Consider the following 20,708-nt stretch of genomic DNA (forward strand, 5'->3'; position numbering starts at 1 on the left):
TAGGGCAGGCAAGATCAAGGTGAATCCGAGGTGAGGAAGAACGTGTCCGGACTGCGGCTCATGGCAGTGCATGCCCATCCCGACGACGAGTCGAGCAAAGGCGCTGCGACTACGGCGCGCTACGCGGCCGAGGGACATGACGTTCTCGTCGTCACCCTCACCGGCGGCGAACGGGGTGACATTCTCAACCCGGCCATGGACATTCCAGGAGTGCACGAGCGCATCCACGAGGTCAGGCGCGAGGAAATGGCCGAGGCTGCTCGAGTCCTCGGCGTCTCGCAGACCTGGCTCGGATTCGAGGATTCCGGGTTGCCCGAGGGCGATCCACTTCCTCCTCTACCCGAGGGCTGCTTCGCGTTGGTTCCTCTCGAGGTCTCGACCGAGGCGCTCGTGAAGGTGGTGCGCGAGTTCAAGCCGCACGTCATCACCACCTACGACGAACGCGGCGGCTATCCGCACCCGGACCACATCCGCTGCCACGAGGTCTCGATGGCCGCATGGGAGGCAGCGGGAGACCCCGAGCGTTTCCCCGATGCCGGCGAGCCCTGGACGCCGCTCAAGCTCTATTACTCGCACGGCTTCATCCGCAAACGCATGCAGCTCTTTCACGACTGGTTCATCGACCGCGGTGAGGAAAGCCCGTTCGTCGGCTGGCTCGAGCGGTGGGACGGTCAGAAGGACGAGATCATCGGCCGCATCACCACCCAGGTCACCGTCGGCGACTACTTCGGGCAGCGTGACGATGCTCTTCGTGCACACGCGACGCAGATCGATCCCAACGGATCGTTCTTCGCGGTGCCGCTCGACGTGCAACGCAAGCTGTGGCCCACCGAGGAATTCGAGCTGGCTCGCACTCGGGTGACCACCTCGCTGCCCGAGACGGACCTGTTCGCCGGGATCGAAGAGACAGAGCAGTGATCATCGAGATTCTCGCCCAGCAGCCAACCGGACCCGAGTACGGCAAGTCCTCGCCGGTCGGTCTGGTGATCGTGGTGGCGCTCCTGGTCGGCACCGCCCTGCTGATCTGGTCGATGAACAAGAAGATCAAGCGGCTGCCCACCACCTTCGAGAAGGCAGATCCGACGCCGGATCAGGCCCTCGACGAGGGCACCGATCGCGGCGGGATCGCGGGATCGACGCCACCGAGAACGAACTCCGGCGACCCCACCGCTCGCGACGAAACCTGATGCTCGACGCCAACGCACTGGGTGAGTCCACCAGCCCGTATCTGCGGCAGCATGCGGACAACCCGGTGCACTGGCAACAGTGGGGACCGCAGGCTCTGCAGTCGGCCCACGATCGCGACGTACCGATCCTGCTGTCGATCGGATATTCGGCGTGCCATTGGTGCCATGTCATGGCGCACGAATCGTTCGAGGACGAGGCAACGGCTGCGTTGATGAACGAGCATTTCGTGTGCATCAAAGTCGATCGTGAGGAGAGACCGGACCTCGATTCGGTGTACATGAACGCCACGGTGGCGATGACCGGCCAGGGTGGGTGGCCGATGACGTGTTTTCTGACCCCCGACACCGAACCGTTCTACTGCGGCACCTACTTTCCGCCGGCCCCGCGGCAGGCAATGCCCTCGTTCCAGCAGCTGCTCACCGCGGTTGCCGACACCTGGTCCACACGCAGACAGGACGTGTTCGACGCCTCCGCCGCGGTCGTCACCGAGTTGCGTTCGCAGAGCGCGGGAGTGCCTGCAGGCGGCAGGCCCGTCGACGCCGAGGCGCTGGCCACCTCGGTCGCGGCGATCTGCGGCGACGAGGATGCCGAATTCGGCGGCTTCGGTGGAGCACCGAAGTTCCCGCCGGGAGCACTGCTCGAAGGTCTGCTCCGACACTACGAGCGAACCGGCGATGTCGAGGTCTTCGGCGTCGTTCGCCGTACCGCGTCGGCCATGGCACGCGGAGGCATCTACGACCAGCTCGGTGGTGGGTTCGCTCGCTACTCCGTCGACGCCGAGTGGATCGTTCCGCATTTCGAGAAGATGCTCTACGACAACGCCCTGCTGCTGCGGTTCTATGCGCACCTGGCCCGGATCGACGATGATCCGCTGGCCCGTCGGGTGGCGTCGGACACTGCGGAGTTCCTGCTCCGCGATCTGCGGACGGACAACGGATGTTTTGCATCGGCGCTCGATGCCGACACCGAGGGCGTCGAGGGTTCGACCTACACGTGGACGCCGGAGCAACTGACCGAGACACTCGGGTTCGAAGACGGTGTGTGGGCTGCGGGGTTGTTCGCGGTGAACTCCGCGGGCACGTTCGGGGCAGGGATGTCGGTACTGCAGCTGCCCGCCGAACCAGAAGACTACGACCGGTTCGCTCGGGTGCGCCGAACATTGTCCGACGCTCGTGCTCGCAGGCCGCAGCCCGGCCGCGACGACAAGGTGGTCACCGCGTGGAACGCGCTGGCGATCACGGCCCTGGTCGAGGCCGGGACCGGGCTGAAACAGCCGAGATGGGTCGACGCGGCAGTCGAGTGCGGCGAACAGCTCTTCGCCTCCCACGTGGAGTCGGGGCGGGTCCGTCGCGCCTCGCTCGGCAGCGCCGTCGGTGCGGCTTCCGGTGTGCTCGAGGACTACGCGTGTCTCGCGGTGGCATCGGCCGCTCTGTTCCAAGCCACCGGCGACGCTGTCTGGATCGAACGGATGAGCTCGCTCCTGGATGCGGCGACAGAGCACTTCTGCGACCCCGATGATGTCGGCAGTTGGTTCGACACGGCCGATGATGCGGAGACTCTGGTGACTCGGCCGCGAGACCCGATCGACGGTGCTACTCCGTCCGGTGCGTCGACGATGGCCGAGGCGTTTCTCACAGCTGCTGCTCTGGTCGATCCGGAGTTCTCGGCACGCTACGGCGAACTGGCGGCAGCGTCGCTCGCGCGAGCGGCACTGATACTCGAGCGTGCGCCGCGGTCCGGTGGACACTGGTTGGCCGTTGCGGAGGCGGCCGTTCGCGGTCCGATTCAGGTCGCGGTGTCGACTGCGCCCGGGGCTGACCTGGTCTCCGCCGCGCGGGCGCTGGCGCCGGGTGGTTCCGTGGTGGTCGCGGGGAAGACCGATTCGTCGGTGTTGCTGATGGGCCGGCCACCCGTCGACGGTGCCGAGACGGCATACGTGTGTCGTGGATTCGTCTGTGACCGTCCTGTGACGTCTGCCGAAGATCTGGCATTCGCGCTGAAGAGATGACGAACTGCGTCGATGCTTCGGCGGACACACAGTATCGTTGCGAGAGCGTCTTCGGCTGCGGGAGGCCGAACCCAACCAGCTGATCGGCGGTGTCATGACTGAGGGCGTAACCAGCGACAGTGTCCTGAGCGACGCTGTGGTGGACGGGGAAATGACCGACGAGCAACTCGCGGCCGTGGCCGAGTTCGTCGCCGCGATCCCGATGGCGGTCATGGTCCACTCGATGCAGTACGCGGTGGTCGGCGCGAACCTACTGTGTGAGGAAATTCTCGACTGCCCGGTGGAGGGCATGCTGGGTCGGCCGGTGGCTGATTTCGTGCCGCTGGGGGATCGGGTGTCGGCCAAGCGGATCGCGATGCAGCTCGAGCACAGCTACCCCGTGGCAGGTCCACCCGACCTCGGACGGCCGATCGGAGCCCTGCGGCGAGTGCGGCGCAGTGACGGCGAGGTCGTCTCCTGTTGGATGCATGTCGGCATTTCGACCATCGCCGGCCGACGATTCATCGTCGCATTGCTCGATCTTGTCAATCCCGTCGTCGACGACACCGTGCACTGGCGCGACCGGGCCGAGCGCGACGACCTGACCGGTCTGCTCCGACGGGGTTCGCTGTTGACTCATGTCGAGGAATGGATCACGGCCGATCTGCCGGTTGCCCTGGCGTTCGTCGACGTCGATCGGTTGAAGTCGATCAACGACGCTCACGGCCACGCTGCCGGTGATGCGGTGCTCGAGGCGGCAGGCCGTCGACTTCAACAATGGTCGTCGCGCTCCGCCGTCGTCGGTCGATATGCCGGAGACGAGTTCGTCGTCGCGATCACCGACGAACCGCAAGAACTGGACAGCGCACGCCTTGCAGAGTCGATTCGAGCAGCAATCTGTGGCGAACCGGTGCCGTTCGAGTCCCGATTGCTCGCGATGAGCGTGAGTGTGGGCGTGGCGGTGCGAGAACCCGACGAGTCGAGGGATCGGCTCATCCGACGTGCCGACGCACTGATGTACCGAGACAAGGCGTCCGGGCACACCTGAGCTGCGTCAGAACAGCACGAGCCAGACGGCAACGAGGTGGCACAGTGCCGCCAATACCGTTGCTGCGTGAAAGAACTCGTGATGGCCGAACGTCCTCGGCCAGGGATTCGGCCACTTGGCTGCGTACAGTACGCCCCCGACGCTGTAGAAGACCCCGCCCACGAGCAGCAGGACGAACGGTGCGTAACCGACCTGCTCGATCAGTGTGGGTGCGACGGGGACGATCGCCCAGCCGAGTATCAGGTACAGGGGCACCCCGACCCATCGGGGAGCGGTGGGCCAGAGCATTTTCAAGGCCACTCCAGCGAGGGCTCCGGTCCACACGATGATCAGGAGCGTGCGTCCGGTCGAGGTGGGCAGGCCCAGTACGGCGAACGGGGTGTAGCTGCCTGCGATGAACAGGAAGATCATCGAATGGTCGGCGCGTTTCATCCATATCTGCGACGTGGTGGTCTTCCAGTGCACGCGATGGTAGGTGGCGCTGACGCCGAACACGCCGCAGACGGTGATGGAATACACCCCCGTCGCCACCCCGGCGCTGACCGAGACCATGGTGAAGGCGAGCGTGACGAGTGTGATCGCGCAGAACACGGCCACCACGAAGGCGTACAGGTGAATCCAGCCGCGCATGCGGGGTTTGACGGGTATCTCGTCGAGTCCGAACATCGTCATGTCGATTTCCTCCCGTAGCGCCGTCAGAACCTACGCAACCGTAGGTTCTGACGTTACTGTACCGGCGGTCTGCTCTCGGGTGTCGGCGTAAGGTGATTCCCCGTGGTGATGGGAGCAGTGGTGACGAAGCAGTGGTGATCATTCCGCAGAAGGTGCGCGGCGTGCTCTACAACGTCTACGAGCGGCGACTGTTGAGCCAGCTCGACGGGGTGCAGCATCCGCGACACGTGGCGGTGATGTGCGACGGCAATCGACGCTGGGCACGCGAGAACGGGTTCACCGACGTCGCACACGGCCACCGTATGGGCGCATTGAAGATCGCCGAGATGCTCGGCTGGTGCGATGCCGCCGGAATCGAGATGGCCACCATCTATCTGCTCTCCACCGAGAACCTCAGGCGCGACGCCGACGAACTCGATTCGTTGCTCGAGATCATCACCGATGTCGTGGAGGAGATCTGCGGCCCGGAGCAGAACTGGGGCGTCAAACTCGTCGGCACCCTCGACCTGTTGCCCGCATCGACCTCACGCCGACTCAAAGAAGCGGCAGCGCTCACCGAGGGGCGGACGGGAACGCACGTCAATGTCGCGGTCGGATACGGCGGTCGGCAGGAAATCGCCGACGCCGTGCAGTCCCTGGTGAGCGAGAAGATCGCCGAGGGCGTCACCGGAGACGAGCTGATCTCCGCCATCAACGTCGACGGTATCGACAGCCACCTCTACACCTCCGGCCAGCCCGATCCCGATCTCGTCATCCGCACCTCCGGCGAACAGCGTCTGTCCGGATTTCTGCTGTGGCAGAGCGCGTACTCGGAAATCTGGTTCACCGAGGCCTACTGGCCCGAATTCCGGCGCGTGGATTTCCTGCGCGCGCTTCGCGATTTCGCGGCCAGGCACCGGCGTTTCGGTATCTGAGGCCCGGTTTACAACTTCCGCAGGCGCAGCCGGTTGATCGCGTGGTCGTTGTCCTTGCGCAGCACCATCGTCGCTCGCGGACGCGTCGGCAGGATGTTCTCCACGAGGTTCGGCAGGTTGATCGAATGCCACAGGTCCTCGGCGGCGATCTGCGCGTGCTCGTCGGACAGGCCGGCGTAGTGGTGGAAGTGCGAGGACGGATCGGTGAACGATGTCTTGCGCAACGCGAGGAAGCGCCTGACGTACCAGCTCTCGATGTCCTCGATCCGAGCGTCGACGTAGATGGAGAAGTCGAACAGGTCCGAGACCATCAACCGCGGCCCGGTCTGTAATACGTTGAGCCCCTCCACGATCAGAATGTCGGGCTGCCGGACCATGTGGTACTGGCCCTTGACGATGTCGTAGGAGACGTGCGAATAGACCGGTGCGCCCACCTCTTCGGTCCCGGATTTGACCTCGGTGACGAATCTGAGCAGCTTTCGCCTGTCGTAACTTTCCGGGAAACCCTTGCGGTGCAGGATGCCTCGACGCATCAGCTCGGCCGTCGGGTACAGGAACCCGTCGGTGGTGACGAGGTCGACGCGCGGATGGTGGTCCCAGCGGGCCAGGAGTGCCTGCAGCACACGAGCTGTCGTCGACTTGCCGACGGCAACGCTGCCGGCGACACCGATGACGAAGGGGACCTGACGATCGGGATGCTTCTCGCCCAGGAACGTCGCGGTCGCGGCGAACAGTCTTTGCCGAGCAGCGACCTGAAGGTGGATCAGTCGCGCAAGCGGCAGGTAGACCTCGGCCACCTCGTCCAAGTCGATCTGCTCACCGAGACCGCGGAGACCGATCAGTTCTTCTTCGGTGAGTGCCAGCGGCGTGGATTGGCGCAGCGTGCGCCACTGTGCACGGTCGAACTCGACGTACGGACTGGATTCGCTCACGCGCGGCTCCCGTCGTGCGCCTTTTGCGTACTTGGGGGTACGCAAAAGGCGCACGATGAGTCCGGAAGTCGCATGGCTTCAGATTGTGCTCGGTCGCGGACGCTTGCGCACGGGCGGGGTCGTTCGCCGTACTAGGGTTCGGGTATGGATGCTCCTTCCCTGGTTCGCGAATACCTGCTGTTGGGCCTGAGTTTCGACCGACTCGAAGAAGGCTTCGTCGACGCGTACACCGGCGATCCCGAGCTGCGCCGAATCACCGAGAACGCCCCGGCCCCCGAGCCGCGCGAGCTGATTCGCCGCGCGCAGACGCTGCGTGCGGAACTCGGCAACGTCGATCTGACACCCGAACGTTCGACGTTCCTCGACGTACACCTGCGCGCTCTCGAATGCTCGGCCCGTAAGTTCGCAGGCGAGGACATCGGCTTCGTCGACGAGGTGTACTCCTACTTCGACGTTCGTATCGCCCCCGGTGACCAGGACCAATACCTGCAGGCGCACCGCAAGATGGACGAGGTCCTCGCCGGACCCGGCTCGCTGAGCGAACGGTTGATCGCCCACCGCCGCGCCGACGTCATTCCGGCCGACCGACTGCAGGACTGCGTCGAGGCGTTCTCCTCGGCCCTACGCGACCGCGTCCGCGCCGAGTACACACTGCCCGACACCGAGCAGGTGACCTACGAGGTCGTCGGAGACAAGCCGTGGTCCGGGTTCAACTACTACCTCGGTGACTACCGGTCGACCGTCGCGATCAACTCCGATATCGAACAGCAGATGGCCAACCTGCCGCACCTGATCGCGCACGAGTCCTACCCCGGTCATCACACCGAGCACTGCCGCAAGGAAGCCGGACTGGTCGGTGCCGGACAGCTCGAGCAGACGCTGTTCGTGGTCAACACCCCTCAGTGTTTGATGGCCGAGGGCCTCGCCGATCACGCCCTCGGGGCCATCGTGGGCGAGGGATGGGGGCTGTGGGCACAGGAGATCTACGCCGATCTGGGACTGCGTTTCGACGGTGAGAAGGCCGAGCGCCTCTCGTCCGCGTCGAGCCTGCTGTTGGGGGTGCGTCAGGACGCGGCCCTGCTGTTGCACGATCAGCACAAGAGCGAGGACGACGTGGCCGCGTATCTGGAGCGGTGGTCCCTGACCTCCCCGCAGCGCGCCCGGCACAGTCTCCGATTTCTGTCGTCCCCGCTGTGGCGGGCATACATCAGTACCTATGTCGAGGGCTACAAGCTTCTCGCCGGCTGGCTGGATCAGGGTGAGACCGTCAGCGAGCGGGCACAGCTGTTCGGCAGGCTGCTCGACGAGCCGCTGACACCCGGTGCAGTGCGCGTCTCGTAAACTGGCCTCGCCCTCTTACTCAGCTGTCCCTTGGAGACCCTCGTTATGACTGACGTCAACAACCTGTCACTGGCCGAACTCGATCCCGAGGTCGCCGAGGCGATGGCCGGTGAGCTCGGACGTCAGCGCAACACCCTCGAGATGATCGCCTCGGAGAACTTCGTTCCCCGCGCGGTTCTCCAGGCCCAGGGCAGCGTCCTGACCAACAAGTACGCCGAGGGCTATCCCGGACGCCGCTACTACGGCGGATGCGAGCATGTCGACATCGTCGAGGACCTCGCGCGCAACCGTGCCAAGGAACTCTTCGGAGCCGAGTTCGCGAACGTGCAGCCGCACGCAGGAGCGCAGGCCAATGCGGCCGTGCTGATGGCGCTGATCAACCCGGGCGACAAGATCATGGGCCTGGACCTGGCGCACGGCGGCCATCTCACCCACGGCATGAAGCTCAACTTCTCGGGCAAGCTCTACGAGGTCGAGTCCTACGGCGTCAGCAAAGAAGACCACCGCATCGACATGGACGAGGTGCGCAAACAAGCCATCGCCGCCAAGCCGCAGGTGCTCATCGCAGGCTGGTCGGCCTACCCACGCCACCAGGACTTTGCTGCCTTCCGCTCCATCGCCGACGAGGTCGGCGCACTGCTGTGGGTCGACATGGCGCACTTCGCCGGGCTCGTGGCCGCAGGCCTGCACCCCTCGCCGGTGCCCTACGCCGACGTGGTCTCCTCCACGGTGCACAAGACCCTCGGCGGACCCCGCTCCGGCATCATCCTGGCCAAGAAGGAATGGGCCAAGAAGCTCAACTCCGCAGTGTTCCCCGGCCAGCAGGGCGGACCGCTGATGCACGCCATCGCAGCCAAGGCCGTCGCCTTCAAGATCGCCGCGACGCCGGAGTTCAAGGAACGCCAGGAGCGCACCCTGCTCGGGGCCTCGCTGCTCGCCGAGCGTCTCACCGCATCCGACGTCGCCGACAAGGGCGTGTCGGTCCTCACCGGCGGCACCGACGTGCACCTGGTGCTGGTCGACCTCCGCAACTCCGAGCTCGACGGTCAGCAGGCCGAGGACCTCCTCCACGAGGTCGGCATCACCGTCAACCGCAACGCAGTGCCCTTCGACCCGCGCCCGCCGATGGTCACCTCCGGCCTGCGCATCGGCACCGGAGCACTGGCCACCCGGGGATTCGGCGAAGCCGAGTTCACCGAGGTCGCAGACATCATCGCCACCGCCCTGGCAACCGGTGAGGCCAGCGATGCGCTCAAGGATCGCGTGGTGAAGCTCGCGCAGAGCACGCCGCTGTACGAGGGCCTGGAAGACTGGGGATTGCTGGGCTGACCCTGGCCGCCGCCTGCCCTCGCCCACCCCAGTCTGCGTCAATGGACCCTTGCACCGCCAAGACGTATGCAGTGGTTCATTCACGCAGAATGTTGGCCCGCGTGAATGAACCCTTGCACCGCCCAGACGTATGCAAGGGTCCATTCACGCGTCCGGGGAGGGCGGTTTCGACACCGATCGACCGTCGACCAGGTCCGATGTCGACGTAACGCGTTGTTCACCGACACGCCAGACTCCCAGCGAGCCGAACCCGGGTTTCGGCGGTACCGTCGGCAGTAACAGGCAGCGGGGAAGCTACCTGTGCGGGAGGTTCTGATACGTGACTGAGCTAGTGAGCGCGAGAGGGCCGGCACCCGGCCCTCGTGTCATCTGACACGTCAGGACCGACCGGCCCGAGCGACCAACGTTCGTGCGGTGTCGTGCGAACATAGGAGCCCCACGTGACCACTTCACGCTCCGTTTCCGCCCCTCTTCGGACCTTCGTGCTGGACACCTCGGTGTTGCTTTCGGACCCCTGGGCAGTCATTCGGTTCGCCGAGCACAATGTGGTTCTCCCGCTGGTGGTCATCAGCGAGTTGGAGGGTAAACGCCACCACCACGAGCTGGGGTGGTTCGCGCGGGAATCCTTACGGATGCTCGATGATCTCCGCGTCGAATTCGGCCGACTCGATCAGCCTGTTCCGATCGGAACCGACGGTGGCACACTGCAAGTCGAGCTCAATCACACCGATCCTTCGGTGCTTCCAGTGGGCTTTCGCACCGACACCAACGATTCGAGGATCCTCGCCTGTGCACTCAATCTGAAGGCAGAGGGCAAGGATGTCGTGCTCGTCAGCAAGGATATCCCGCTGCGAGTCAAGGCCGGTGCCGTCGGCCTTCCCGCCGACGAATATCACGCTCACGATGTGGTGCCGTCCGGTTGGACGGGGATGACCGAGCTCGACGTGCAGCCCGATGCAGTGGACACGCTGTTCAACGACGGCGTCATCGATCTCGCGGAGGCGCGAGACCTGCCGTGCCACACCGGGGTTCGGTTGCTGGCGGGTCGCCAGAGCGCGTTGGGTCGGGTGACTCCTGATAAGCAGATTCAGTTGGTTCGCGGTGAGCGAGAGGCATTCGGCCTGCACGGGCGTTCGGCGGAGCAGCGGGTGGCGCTGGACCTGCTGCTCGACGAGAGCATCGGCATCGTCTCGTTGGGTGGTAAGGCCGGAACGGGTAAGTCGGCGCTGGCGCTGACGGCCGGGCTCGAAGCGGTGCTCGAGCGTCGGTCGCATCGGAAAGTCGTTGTGTTCCGGCCGCTTTACGCGGTCGGTGGACAGGAGCTCGGCTACCTACCAGGTAGCGAGAGTGAGAAGATGGGCCCGTGGGGTCAGGCGGTGTTCGATACTCTCGAAGGGCTCGCGAGTCCCGAGGTGATGGAAGAGGTCATCGCACGCGGGATGTTGGAAGTGTTGCCGCTCACGCACATTCGCGGTCGGTCGTTGCACGATTCCTTCGTCATCGTCGACGAGGCGCAGTCGCTGGAGCGCAATGTGTTGCTGACGGTGCTGTCCCGGCTTGGTTCGGGCTCACGCGTCGTACTCACTCACGACGTCGCGCAGCGAGACAATCTCCGCGTCGGACGGCATGACGGTGTTGCAGCCGTGATCGAAAAGCTCAAGGGGCATCCACTTTTCGCGCACATCACCCTCAGTCGCAGTGAGCGTTCACCGATTGCTGCGCTGGTGACCGAGATGCTCGAGGAATTCGGCCCCTCCGGAGCCTGACCCGGGTGAGCGGAACTTCGTAGCCTACGGCGAAGTTCCGCTCACCTGGTCACCGGCCAGTTATCGCTCGGAAGGCTCCGCGGACAACGCCTTTGAGGAAGTCCACGTTGTCGAAATGATCACGCCACACGGCCACTGTTCCGTCGCGCATCTCGAAGGTTCCGCATACCCAGAACTCGATTCGCAGTCGACGCCAGATCAACGCGTCCGTGCGTTCGGTGAGAACGATGTCTCCGTCGGCTGCGATGTGGTGAATCTCGACGTCGAATCCGTACGCAGGCTTGGCAAGTGCCTTCATGAACCATCCGACGTTCGAGGAGCCGCGCACCTTCGGGAGCCCGACGTTGTGCCATACGATCTCCTCGTGCAGAAGAGCCATCGCGCGGTCGGTATCGCGATCCCTCACCGCGTAGAGCATGTCTGCCACGATCGCCGTTGGCTGCTGTGTCTCGGTCACTTGATGAACCGCCCCAATCCATTGCCGTCGAAGAACTCGAGCGTCAGCGTGTTCGCGTCGAACTTCGCTTGCGAAATGGACCCGTCGGGTGCATTTTCGCCGCTCGGCTCGAACGTGAACGTGTCGCCGTCCCAGTGTGACAACGGGTAGGAGGTTCCGTTCGGCCCGAGGGCCAACGTCAGCTCCCCGTCGGCCTCCGCCACCGTCGCCGGCCCCCAGTAGCTGTTCTGGTATACCCCCACGTACGACGCGAGAGGTTGGGGCGCAGCAGCATTCGCGGGAGCAGTCTTGCCTGCGAGCTCGCCCGCCGGGTTACTCATTCCGGCGAATGCGTTCTTGTACAGCGTTCGCCAGTCCTCGCGGACCTCGCCGAACTGGACGAGGTCCGCGAACTCGGCTGTCACAGTTTCGGCGATCCCGAGGGGTGCGGCGTTGGTCAGCACGACTATGGCGACGTCGAGCGAGGGAATCCATACGAAGTTGGTGCCTGCGCCGAGCGCGAACGCGCCCGAATGACTTACCGTCGTGCGACCGGCCGCGTTGTTGGAGACGTTGAATCCATACCCGTAGTAGCCGGCGCGCGAGTCCGGCGTGGCCGACGGGTCCGAGACGATCTGCGCGCGCACTGCAGGCAGAAGGGCCTTGGGGTCGAGTAACTCTCCTCCGTCCGCGTTGAGCATCGTGAGCCATTTCGCGAGGTCGTTCACCGAGGAGCTGACCCCGCCTGCCGGAGTCTGTGCGTCGGGGTCGCGTTGATATTTCGGCTGATACTCGCCGTCGACGAGGACATGAGGCACGGCCCGATCGGACCGACTCATGTAGTCGGAGAACGACGAGCTCGTCGAGGTCATGCCGAGCGGGCCGTAGATCGCGTCCTGGCTGAGGGTGTCCCAGTCCTTACCCGACGCTGCCGCGACGGCCTCGGCTGCGGCGGTGACCCCGAAGTTGGTGTAGTGGTACGTCGAGCGAAACGGGTCGAGGGGCACCTGCCGCAACCGTTCGAGAACCTGCCTGCGGTCGTAGCCGAGATCTTCGAGCAGGTCTCCCGCGTGATCGGGCAGCCCGCTTCGATGCGCGTAGAGGTCGGCGACGGTGACGTTCCGGGTCACCCACGGGTCGTCGAGGGCGAACCACGGCAACTGTGAGACCACCGGTGTCGACCAGTCGATCACTCCAGCTCCCACCTGGGACGCGACGACCGTCGCCCCGACCGACTTGGACAGCGACGCCAGCTGGAACACCGAGTCGCCGTCGATCGGGTCGTCCTTGCCCACCTCACGAACCCCGAAACCCTTCGAGTAGAGGACATCGGAGCCGTGCACCACAGCGACGGCCATCCCGGGAATGTTCGACGACGCCATCAGCTCCTCCACGATGCCGTCGAGCTTGCCGACGGCATCGTCGATGCGGCCGGCCGGAACATCGACGCCTGCGACCTGGCCGGGGGACAGGTCCGCTGTCGGTGCCGACTCGGACGGCGGCGGACTGGCGGTCGGCGGCGCGTCGTTCGAGCACCCGACCAGCACCAACATCGAGCACACAACAGCAAGACACAGACAATCTCGACCCGACCGCATCACGAGTAGTCCTCACTTCGGTGACTGGTTGCCCTAGAGAGTAGACCTGCGCCGACCTGGTTTCAGGAGAATTCACAGAGGTCAGGGGCACGGCGTTGGACGTCTGGGCGCAGGCGCTACGGTTACCGCATGTCTACGAACCTGTCCGACGGTGATCTGCTGGTCCGTTTGGAGCCCGCGGTCGAAGAGAATCTGAAACGCCACATCGAGGCAGCGAGCGAATGGCACCCCCATGACCTCGCCCCGTTCGACGAGGGCAAGAACTTCGCCTTCCTCGGCGGCGAGGATTGGACGCCCGAGCAGTCCCATCTGAGCGATGTCGAAATCCTCTCCGCCACGGTCGGCGTCCTCGTTGCCGACAACCTGCCCGCGTACCACCGCGAACTTGCCCACGCCCTCACCGGCCTCGGAGCCTGGTGGAAGTGGACCGGTCGGTGGACGTCGGAGGAAAATCGGCAGTCGATCGTGCTGCGCAACTTCCTGGTGCTCACTCGCGCTGTGGATCCGGTCGCTCTCGAGCGCGTCCGGATGGAGCACATGACGACCGGGTACGACGCACCCAGTCGTCACCTGCTCGACATCCTGGCGCATTTCGCCATCGAGGAAGCCGCAGCCTCGCTGCGCCACCGCAATACGATCGCGCTCGGTCAGGACCCGGTGTTGGCCAACATCCTCGGCAAGATCGCCGACGACGACGCATTGCAGTCGACGTTCTACGCCAACATCCTCGACGAGGCATTCGCCGTGGTGCCGGACCAGGCCGCTCGCGCAGTCGCCGATCGCATCAACGGCTTCGAGATTCCCGTGGTGGATCTGCCCGAGCGGGGTAACAGCACCGTCGCCTTGGCCGAGGCCGGCATCTACGACGCCGATCAGGAACGCGAGAAGGTGTTCAAGCCGCTGCTCGCGGGATGGAAGATCTTCGACCGCACCGATCTGGGCGAGGATGGTCTGAAGGCACGCGAGGAACTCGCTCACCTCGCCTGAGGTTCACCCCCTTTCGAAAGCGTGAATGGTCCATTGCACACACGTCTCGGCGGTGTGTGCAATGGACCATTCACGCGTTTCGGGGGCGAACGGGAAAGCTAGTCCTCGACCTTCGCCATGGCGAGAACGTCGAGGCGCTTGTCGAGTTCGGCCTCGCTGAGCTTGTCGCCGATCAGTCCGCGGTCGATGACCGTCTGACGGATCGTCTTCTTCTCCTTCAGCGCCTGCTTGGCGACGGCGGCAGCTTCCTCGTAGCCGATCGCGGAGTTCAACGGCGTCACGATGGACGGCGAGGACTCGGCGAGGGTCTTGAGGTGCTCCACATTGGCGGTCAGTCCGACGACGCACTTGTCGGCGAACAGGACCGAGACGTTGGCGAGGAGTTTGAACGACTCGAGGACGTTGCGCGCCATCATCGGGATGTACACGTTGAGCTCGAATGCGCCCGATGCACCGCCGAATGCCACCGCGGCGTCGTTGCCGATGACCTGAGCCGCGACCTGCGTAACAGCTTCGGGGAGAACAGGATTGACCTTGCCTGGCATGATGGAGCTGCCGGGCTGCAGGTCCGGTAGGGCGACCTCGCCGAGTCCGGTGAGCGGGCCCGATCCCATCCAGCGAATGTCGTTGGCGATCTTGGTCAGCGAGACCGCGATGGTGCGCAGTGCGCCCGATGCCTCGACGAGTCCGTCGCGCGCGGCCTGTGCCTCGAACGAGTCCTTGGCGGCGGTGAGCGCCTCGATTCCGGTCGACTTGACCAGCTCCGCAACGACTTTCGGGCCGAAGCCGTCGGGTGCGTTGAGGCCGGTTCCGACGGCGGTGCCGCCGATGGGCAGTTCACCCAGGCGAGGCAGGGTGGCCTCGACGCGCTCGATGCCCGCTTCGATCTGACGGGCGTAGCCGCCGAATTCCTGGCCGAGGGTGACCGGGACGGCATCCATGAGGTGGGTGCGGCCGGACTTCACGACGGTCTTCCACTCGACGGCTTTCGCGGCGAGCGCCTCGTGCAGGTGCTTCAACGAGGGAACCAGCGAGGTGACTGCTGCCTCGGTGGCGGCGACGTGGGTGGCCGTCGGGAACGTGTCGTTCGAGGACTGCGACATGTTCACGTGATCGTTGGGGTGCACCTCGACGCCGTTGGCCTTCGCGATCGACGCGATGACCTCGTTGGCGTTCATGTTCGAGCTGGTGCCCGAGCCGGTCTGGAACACATCGATCGGGAACTGGTCGTCGTGCTTGCCCTCGGCGATTTCGTTGGCAGCCGCGATGATGGCGTCGGCGAGGCCGCCGTCGAGCAGACCGAGATCCTTGTTGACCTGAGCGCACGCCGCCTTGAGCAGACCCATCGCGCGGATCTGGGTGCGTTCGAGCGGACGCCCCGAGATGGGGAAGTTCTCCACCGCACGTTGAGTCTGGGCACGCCAGAGCGCGTCGATGGGAACGCGTACCTCTCCCATGGTGTCGTGCTCGATCCGGAACTGCTGTTCGTCTGTCTGCGTCATGAGCCTTACTTTGCCAGTAGTGGTTTCGGGGATCAGAAGGACGGTGCCTGGCCGGACTCGTCGGCGTCGAAGTCGACCGAGGAGTATTCGCGCAGCTTCGCGAGGCGGTGGTATGCGTCGATCATGCGTACGGTGCCGGACTTCGAGCGCATCACGATGGACTGGGTGTGTGCGCCGCCGCCCGCGTAGCGGACGCCGCGAAGCAGGTCGCCGTCGGTCACACCGGTGGCCGTGAAGAACACGTTCTCACCGGAGACGAGGTCCTTGGTGTCGAGGACGCGGTCCAGGTCGTGGCCGGCGTCGATGGCCTTCTGCCTCTCCTCGTCGTCCGTGGGTGACAGACGGCCCAGGATGGCGCCGTCCATGCAGCGCATCGCGGCGGCGGCGATGATGCCCTCGGGCGTACCGCCGATGCCGATGAGCATGTCGGTTCCGGAATCGGGCCGGGCGGCGGCGATAGCGCCTGCGACGTCACCGTCGGAGATCAACCGGATGCGGGATCCGGCGTCGCGCACCTGTTGGATCAGTTCGGCATGCCGGGGGCGATCGAGGATGCACACCGTCACATCTGATGCGGAACCCTTCTTCACCTTGGCGATACGGGCGATGTTCTCCGCGACGGGGGCAGTGATATCGATGACATCCGCGTAGTCGGGTCCGACGGCGATCTTCTCCATGTAGAAGACGGCGGACGGGTCGAACATGGCACCACGTTCGGCGACGGCGAGCACCGAAATGGCGTTGGGCATGCCCTTGGCCATCAAAGTGGTTCCGTCGACGGGATCGACGGCGAAGTCGACGTCGGGTCCGTTGCCGTTGCCGACCTCTTCGCCGTTGTAGAGCATCGGAGCTTCGTCTTTCTCGCCCTCACCGATGACGACGACTCCGCGCATCGAGACCGATGCGACCAACTGACGCATGGCGTCGACAGCAGCTCCGTCGCCGCCTTCCTTGTCGCCGCGACCGACCCAGCGACCCGACGCCAGTGCACCGGCCTCGGTGACGCGTACGAGTTCTAGTGCGAGGTTGCGATCTGGCGCCATGGCGCGAGTGGACTCGGTGCTGGCCGTCATCGGTTTGTAGCCTCCTGGTTGGTGGGGTGTTACCCAGGCGCGATTATCTCACTTCTGTGATGTCTGCGGTGGGGTCGGGTCGGCTGTGAGGTACGCGGCGATCGAGCACTGCCGTGCGGAGGGGATACTGGTGCAGTGGCAAACAGCAAACCTCGGATTCTCAACAACAACCGCGACATGGTCTGGTCGCTCATTCCGCTGGTCATAGCCTGTTTGCTGATTGCGGGCGTGGCCAGCCAGTGCTCGCTGAGCCCGGGTGGTCCCAAGCAGGGGCCCATTCCCAATTTCGACGTGAACTCCGCACTGCAGTACGACGCGGCGGAAATCGGCTTCCCGGTGCGCAATCCGAGTGTTCCCGAGGGATGGACGCCCAATTCGGGTAGCCGGGCGACCATCTCCGGTGACAGCGGCGGACCGGTCACGACTGTCGGATATATCACCGAAACCGGGGGATACCTGCAGCTGACTCAGACGTCGGCGTCCGAGGAGCTGTTGGTTCCGTTCGTGGCGGGCGAGACGGTGTATGCGTCGGGCGCTCAGAACGTATCGGGTCGAGAGTGGGTGGTCTACGGCGAGGAAGGCTCGCGCACGTACTGGGTCTCGGATTTCGGTGACGTCCGAATACTGCTGGGCGGCACCGCAACCAAGGATGACTTCACCACGCTTGCGGCGACCCTCGACGAGACACCACCGCTCGCCCCCTAGCTGTCCGTCTCGGTACTCGCCAGCGCGGTCTCGATTCTCTTGCGCGCGCCGGCGAGTTGTTCCTCGCAGCGGGTGGCCAGTTGCTCGCCGCGCTCCCACAGGGCGAGGGAGGCGTCGAGGTCGAGCCCGCCTTGCTCGAGAATCTTCACCACACCGACCAACTCGTCGCGTGCTTCCTCGTAGCCCAGTTCGGACACCGGTTTGGTGTCTTCGTTCTCGCTCATCTGTGCTCCTTCTGTCATTTGACTCTCCCCATGACGGCGGCGGTGACAGCACCGTCGGCCACCCGCACTCGGATCTGTGTACCCGGCGGAGCGTCTTCCACCGAACGAAGGACCTCGGGATCCGAACCCGCGACCACCCGCTGCACGACGGCATAGCCCCGCGCAAGTGTGGCAGCCGGTCCCAGCGTCGACAGCCTCGCCCGTAGATGTTCGACGAGGGTGTCCTGGGTGGTGATCTCGCGCTGGACATCGCGTCGCGCGGCGTCGACCAGCCGTCGGATCTCCTCGCGGCGGAGTTCGATCGATGCCAGTGGGTCCGCCAGCACCGGCCGGTGCCGGAGCATGTCCAGGCCACGTGCCTCACGCTCGACCCAATTGCGGAGTGCGGCGGCGCTTCTGGATTTCAATTCCGAGACCAGGGCTTGTTCTGCGACGGCGTCGGGCACCACGAGTTTGGCGGCGTCGGTGGGCGTTGCGGCGCGCAGGTCCGCGACGTGATCGCTCAGGGGACTGTCGGGTTCGTGACCGATCGCGCTGACGATCGGCGTGGTTGCCCGCGAGATGGCACGGCACAGGGCCTCGTCCGAGAACGGCAGCAGGTCTTCGACGCTACCGCCGCCGCGGGCCAGGATGATGACGTCGACTCCGGGGTCGTCGTCGAGGTCCTTCAACGCGTCGAGAATGGCCGGCACTGCCTGCGGGCCCTGAACGGGAGTATTGCGGACCTCGAATCGCACTGCGGGCCAACGCCTCTGTGCGACGGTGAGTACGTCTTTTTCGGCTGCACTGGCGCGAGCGGTGACGAGCCCGACAGTGCCGGGTAAGAACGGCAACGGGCGCTTGAGGCGGGGATCGAACAATCCTTCTGCGGCGAGCAGGGCTCGGAGTCGTTCGATGCGGGCGAGCAGCTCGCCGACGCCCACCGCGCGAATGTCCGTAGCGCGCAGCGAAATGGTCCCGCGGCCGGTGAAGAACGACAGCTTGCCGTACAGGATGACGCGCGCGCCCTCGGTCAGCGGAACGGGTGAACGCTCGAGCAACTGAGGCGAACACGTCACCGACAACGACATGTCGGCCGAGGGATCACGCAACGTCAGAAATGCGGTGCGGGTGCCGGGGCGAGCGTTGATCTGTGTCAGCTGCCCCTCGACCCAGATGCTGCCGAGGCGATCGATCCAACCGGCGACCTTCATCGCCACCGTGCGCACCGGCCACGGTTGTTCGGCGGAACTCGCGGCAGAGTTCGTAGAACCGGGCTGGGTGGGGCCGGACTGGGGTGAAGGAGTGCTCACTTGGCCTTGGCGGTGGTGATGCGATTGGCCAACATCGTCTGGAACGGCGCACGGGCAAGGGTGGCGTTCTCGTAGTCGAGCAGAGTCTCGAGGTCCTCGACCGAGAGCGAGCGCAGCCGCGCGCGCAACTGCGCCAGCGCCAGGGTGTCGAAGTCGATCATCTCGACGATCTCGGGCTTGTCGACGCCGGGGGCACTCTTGGCCGAGGTGTCCTGCACCGGCTCGTCCACCGGAGGCGTCGAATACAGCGCGAACCGGCCGTTCGCGGCGATCGGCTCGGATGCGTCGGGTACATCGACGTCATCGGTGACGACGGGCGCGCCGAAGACATCGTTCTCGTCTCCGTCCTCGTCGAATTGCGCCCAGGCCGGCTGCTCTTCACGCGGAGTTCCGACGACCGGAAGTGTCGCGATGATCACATCGCCCTTGATGGCCAGCGCCGTGACCTGTTGCTGCAATCGCATCCCCCGGGCGAGCGCTTCGCTGACGACCGTCATCGGCAGCATCAGGGCGGAACCGGGAAGCTTGCGAGCCTCTTCCACGACGGTCACCGCGACGCCTGCGGCCACGCGTGCTGCAAAGGGGACTCGAGTCATGCCCACCAGACTGCCCGAATTCGTCGACTTTGGGTAGCCGACAGGCTGGAGAAGCTGCACTGTGCTACTTGCACGTACCCTGGGAGTCATGTCTTCGGCCGTTCCCTTGAATCTAGGTATTGCACATTCCGCCGGTGGTGGTAAGCCCGCGTACTCCGGGGGTAAGCGAGTGCTGCTCGCCGAGCCGCGGGGCTACTGCGCGGGAGTCGATCGTGCAGTCGAGACCGTCGAGAAGGCGCTGGAACAGCACGGTGCGCCGGTGTACGTGCGCAAGGAGATCGTGCACAACCGACATGTCGTCGAGACATTGTCCGATCGCGGCGCGGTGTTCGTCGAGGAAACCGACGAGGTGCCCGAGGGTGCACTACTGGTGTTCTCGGCCCACGGTGTCTCACCGGCCGTGCACACGTCCGCGGCCGAGCGGAACCTGCGCACCATCGATGCGACCTGTCCGTTGGTGACCAAAGTGCATCAGGAAGCGAAGCGGTTCGCCCGGGACGATTACGACATTCTGCTGATCGGTCACGACGGCCACGAGGAGGTCGAGGGCACAGCAGGCGAAGCACCTGAGCATATTCAGCTGGTCGACGGCCCCGAATCGGTGGACAGCGTCACCGTTCGTGACGAGAACAAGGTGATCTGGCTCTCGCAGACCACACTCAGCGTCGACGAGACGATGGCGACCGTCGCCAAGCTGCGCGAGCGATTTCCGACGCTGCAGGACCCGCCCAGCGACGACATCTGCTACGCCACGCAGAACCGTCAGGTGGCGGTGAAGGTGATGGCACCGGAATGTGACCTGGTGATCGTCGTCGGATCGAAGAACTCCTCCAACTCCGTTCGTCTGGTCGAGGTCGCCCTCAACGCCGGTGCGCGCGCGAGCTACCTGGTCGACTACGCCAAGGAAATCGACCTGGCCTGGCTCGACGGTGTCGAGACCATCGGCATCACATCCGGTGCGTCGGTGCCGGAGATTCTGGTGCAGGGCGTCATCGATCTGTTCGCCGAGCACGGGTACGCGGACGTGCAGCCGGTCACCACCGCGAACGAGACCCTGGTGTTCTCGCTGCCTCGTGAGCTACGCCCGGCTCGTTAGGGTCTACCAGCAGCCGGTCCGC

20 protein-coding genes are annotated in these 20,708 nt (G+C 65.0%); 11 read left to right on the plus strand and 9 right to left on the minus strand.

The features are described 5' to 3' along the window. Positions 1 to 42: 42 nt before the first annotated feature. The 4 genes from mca to J1M87_RS00580 all read left to right on the plus strand — a co-directional run bounded on the left by mca (position 43) and on the right by J1M87_RS00580 (position 4,223). Positions 43 to 918: a mycothiol conjugate amidase Mca gene (gene mca, locus J1M87_RS00565; RefSeq protein ID WP_206486817.1), complete on the plus strand. Its 876-nt coding sequence runs from the start codon at positions 43 to 45 to the stop codon at positions 916 to 918. Beyond that, a complete protein-coding gene (locus J1M87_RS00570) occupies positions 915 to 1,187 on the plus strand; it encodes a hypothetical protein (RefSeq protein WP_206486736.1) in 273 nt (90 codons plus the stop codon). The genes mca and J1M87_RS00570 overlap by 4 nt, the downstream gene beginning before the upstream one ends. After that, positions 1,187 to 3,196 carry a thioredoxin domain-containing protein gene (locus tag J1M87_RS00575; RefSeq protein ID WP_206486737.1) on the plus strand — a complete coding sequence of 670 codons (2,010 nt, stop codon included), beginning with the start codon at positions 1,187 to 1,189 and terminating at the stop codon, positions 3,194 to 3,196. Before J1M87_RS00570 ends, J1M87_RS00575 begins: the two co-directional genes overlap by 1 nt. A 94-nt stretch (positions 3,197 to 3,290) precedes the next feature. Continuing rightward, on the plus strand, positions 3,291 to 4,223 hold the full coding sequence (locus J1M87_RS00580) for a sensor domain-containing diguanylate cyclase (RefSeq protein ID WP_206486738.1): 933 nt from the start codon (positions 3,291 to 3,293) through the stop codon (positions 4,221 to 4,223). Between the two features lie 6 nt (positions 4,224 to 4,229). Here J1M87_RS00580 and J1M87_RS00585 read toward each other — a convergent pair whose 3' ends face one another. Further along, entirely contained in the window at positions 4,230 to 4,895 is a 666-nt protein-coding gene (locus J1M87_RS00585) for a hemolysin III family protein (RefSeq protein ID WP_206486739.1), read from the minus strand. Positions 4,896 to 5,026: 131 nt separating this feature from the next. Between J1M87_RS00585 and J1M87_RS00590 the strand changes: the two genes are divergently transcribed. After that, positions 5,027 to 5,809 (plus strand): isoprenyl transferase, encoded by a 783-nt coding sequence (locus J1M87_RS00590; RefSeq protein ID WP_206486740.1) that lies wholly within the window; start codon positions 5,027 to 5,029, stop codon positions 5,807 to 5,809. Between the two features lie 8 nt (positions 5,810 to 5,817). Here the strand turns inward: J1M87_RS00590 and coaA are convergent, their stop codons facing one another. Beyond that, positions 5,818 to 6,786 carry a type I pantothenate kinase gene (coaA, locus tag J1M87_RS00595; protein WP_206486741.1) on the minus strand — a complete coding sequence of 323 codons (969 nt, stop codon included), beginning with the start codon at positions 6,784 to 6,786 and terminating at the stop codon, positions 5,818 to 5,820. A 99-nt stretch (positions 6,787 to 6,885) separates the two neighbouring features. Here coaA and J1M87_RS00600 point away from each other — a divergent pair, with 99 nt between their 5' ends. The 3 genes from J1M87_RS00600 (at position 6,886) to J1M87_RS00610 (ending at position 11,177) form a co-directional block, all read left to right on the plus strand. After that, positions 6,886 to 8,082, plus strand: a complete 1,197-nt coding sequence (locus J1M87_RS00600) for a DUF885 domain-containing protein (protein ID WP_206486742.1) — start codon at positions 6,886 to 6,888, stop codon at positions 8,080 to 8,082. Between the two features lie 45 nt (positions 8,083 to 8,127). Then, positions 8,128 to 9,411, plus strand: a complete 1,284-nt coding sequence (glyA, locus tag J1M87_RS00605) for a serine hydroxymethyltransferase (RefSeq protein WP_206486743.1) — start codon at positions 8,128 to 8,130, stop codon at positions 9,409 to 9,411. 440 nt (positions 9,412 to 9,851) lie between these two features. Beyond that, positions 9,852 to 11,177, plus strand: a complete 1,326-nt coding sequence (locus J1M87_RS00610; protein WP_206486744.1) for a PhoH family protein — start codon at positions 9,852 to 9,854, stop codon at positions 11,175 to 11,177. Between the two features lie 49 nt (positions 11,178 to 11,226). Here the strand turns inward: J1M87_RS00610 and J1M87_RS00615 are convergent, their stop codons facing one another. Both J1M87_RS00615 and J1M87_RS00620 read right to left on the minus strand, forming a co-directional pair. Next, on the minus strand, positions 11,227 to 11,634 hold the full coding sequence (locus J1M87_RS00615; RefSeq protein WP_206486745.1) for a limonene-1,2-epoxide hydrolase family protein: 408 nt from the start codon (positions 11,632 to 11,634) through the stop codon (positions 11,227 to 11,229). Continuing rightward, on the minus strand, positions 11,631 to 13,166 hold the full coding sequence (locus J1M87_RS00620; protein ID WP_241256175.1) for a serine hydrolase: 1,536 nt from the start codon (positions 13,164 to 13,166) through the stop codon (positions 11,631 to 11,633). The genes J1M87_RS00615 and J1M87_RS00620 overlap by 4 nt, the downstream gene beginning before the upstream one ends. 174 nt (positions 13,167 to 13,340) lie before the next feature. Between J1M87_RS00620 and J1M87_RS00625 the strand changes: the two genes are divergently transcribed. Beyond that, a complete protein-coding gene (locus J1M87_RS00625) occupies positions 13,341 to 14,198 on the plus strand; it encodes an acyl-ACP desaturase (protein ID WP_206486747.1) in 858 nt (285 codons plus the stop codon). 98 nt (positions 14,199 to 14,296) lie between these two features. On the opposite strand, the gene J1M87_RS00630 is transcribed toward J1M87_RS00625, so the two are convergent. Next, complete coding sequence (locus J1M87_RS00630; protein WP_206486748.1) at positions 14,297 to 15,700, minus strand: class II fumarate hydratase; 1,404 nt, start codon at positions 15,698 to 15,700, stop codon at positions 14,297 to 14,299. A 32-nt stretch (positions 15,701 to 15,732) separates the two neighbouring features. Continuing rightward, positions 15,733 to 16,773, minus strand: a complete 1,041-nt coding sequence (gene glpX / locus J1M87_RS00635) for a class II fructose-bisphosphatase (RefSeq protein ID WP_206486749.1) — start codon at positions 16,771 to 16,773, stop codon at positions 15,733 to 15,735. 135 nt (positions 16,774 to 16,908) lie between these two features. Between glpX and J1M87_RS00640 the strand changes: the two genes are divergently transcribed. Next, on the plus strand, positions 16,909 to 17,478 hold the full coding sequence (locus tag J1M87_RS00640) for a DUF4245 domain-containing protein (RefSeq protein WP_206486750.1): 570 nt from the start codon (positions 16,909 to 16,911) through the stop codon (positions 17,476 to 17,478). Here the strand turns inward: J1M87_RS00640 and J1M87_RS00645 are convergent. The 3 genes from J1M87_RS00645 to J1M87_RS00655 are packed head-to-tail and all read right to left on the minus strand — an operon-like array spanning position 17,475 to position 19,590. Beyond that, complete coding sequence (locus tag J1M87_RS00645; protein ID WP_206486751.1) at positions 17,475 to 17,702, minus strand: exodeoxyribonuclease VII small subunit; 228 nt, start codon at positions 17,700 to 17,702, stop codon at positions 17,475 to 17,477. The genes J1M87_RS00640 and J1M87_RS00645 overlap by 4 nt on opposite strands. Before the next feature lie 14 nt (positions 17,703 to 17,716). After that, on the minus strand, positions 17,717 to 18,994 hold the full coding sequence (gene xseA, locus J1M87_RS00650; RefSeq protein WP_206486752.1) for an exodeoxyribonuclease VII large subunit: 1,278 nt from the start codon (positions 18,992 to 18,994) through the stop codon (positions 17,717 to 17,719). Continuing rightward, entirely contained in the window at positions 18,991 to 19,590 is a 600-nt protein-coding gene (locus J1M87_RS00655) for a lipid droplet-associated protein (protein ID WP_206486753.1), read from the minus strand. Before J1M87_RS00655 ends, xseA begins: the two co-directional genes overlap by 4 nt. A gap of 88 nt (positions 19,591 to 19,678) precedes the next feature. Here J1M87_RS00655 and J1M87_RS00660 point away from each other — a divergent pair, with 88 nt between their 5' ends. Beyond that, positions 19,679 to 20,686 (plus strand): 4-hydroxy-3-methylbut-2-enyl diphosphate reductase, encoded by a 1,008-nt coding sequence (locus tag J1M87_RS00660; RefSeq protein WP_206486754.1) that lies wholly within the window; start codon positions 19,679 to 19,681, stop codon positions 20,684 to 20,686. Positions 20,687 to 20,708: the final 22 nt, after the last annotated feature.

Origin of the sequence: Rhodococcus sp. KRD162, from assembly GCF_017168335.1 — a bacterium.
Classification (GTDB): Bacteria; Actinomycetota; Actinomycetes; order Mycobacteriales; family Mycobacteriaceae; genus Rhodococcoides.

Excerpts from the sequence above, each read along its gene's own strand:
- J1M87_RS00575 (WP_206486737.1), top strand. The coding sequence starts at position 1,187 with ATGCTCGACGCCAACGCACTGGGTGAGTCCACCAGCCCGTATCTGCGG.
- J1M87_RS00580 (WP_206486738.1), top strand. The coding sequence starts at position 3,291 with ATGACTGAGGGCGTAACCAGCGACAGTGTCCTGAGCGACGCTGTGGTG.
- J1M87_RS00585 (WP_206486739.1), bottom strand. The coding sequence starts at position 4,895 with ATGACGATGTTCGGACTCGACGAGATACCCGTCAAACCCCGCATGCGC.
- J1M87_RS00600 (WP_206486742.1), top strand. The coding sequence starts at position 6,886 with ATGGATGCTCCTTCCCTGGTTCGCGAATACCTGCTGTTGGGCCTGAGT.
- glyA (WP_206486743.1), top strand. The coding sequence starts at position 8,128 with ATGACTGACGTCAACAACCTGTCACTGGCCGAACTCGATCCCGAGGTC.
- J1M87_RS00620 (WP_241256175.1), bottom strand. The coding sequence starts at position 13,166 with ATGTTGGTGCTGGTCGGGTGCTCGAACGACGCGCCGCCGACCGCCAGT.
- J1M87_RS00625 (WP_206486747.1), top strand. The coding sequence starts at position 13,341 with ATGTCTACGAACCTGTCCGACGGTGATCTGCTGGTCCGTTTGGAGCCC.
- J1M87_RS00630 (WP_206486748.1), bottom strand. The coding sequence starts at position 15,700 with ATGACGCAGACAGACGAACAGCAGTTCCGGATCGAGCACGACACCATG.
- glpX (WP_206486749.1), bottom strand. The coding sequence starts at position 16,773 with ATGACGGCCAGCACCGAGTCCACTCGCGCCATGGCGCCAGATCGCAAC.
- J1M87_RS00645 (WP_206486751.1), bottom strand. The coding sequence starts at position 17,702 with ATGAGCGAGAACGAAGACACCAAACCGGTGTCCGAACTGGGCTACGAG.
- J1M87_RS00655 (WP_206486753.1), bottom strand. The coding sequence starts at position 19,590 with ATGACTCGAGTCCCCTTTGCAGCACGCGTGGCCGCAGGCGTCGCGGTG.
- J1M87_RS00660 (WP_206486754.1), top strand. The coding sequence starts at position 19,679 with ATGTCTTCGGCCGTTCCCTTGAATCTAGGTATTGCACATTCCGCCGGT.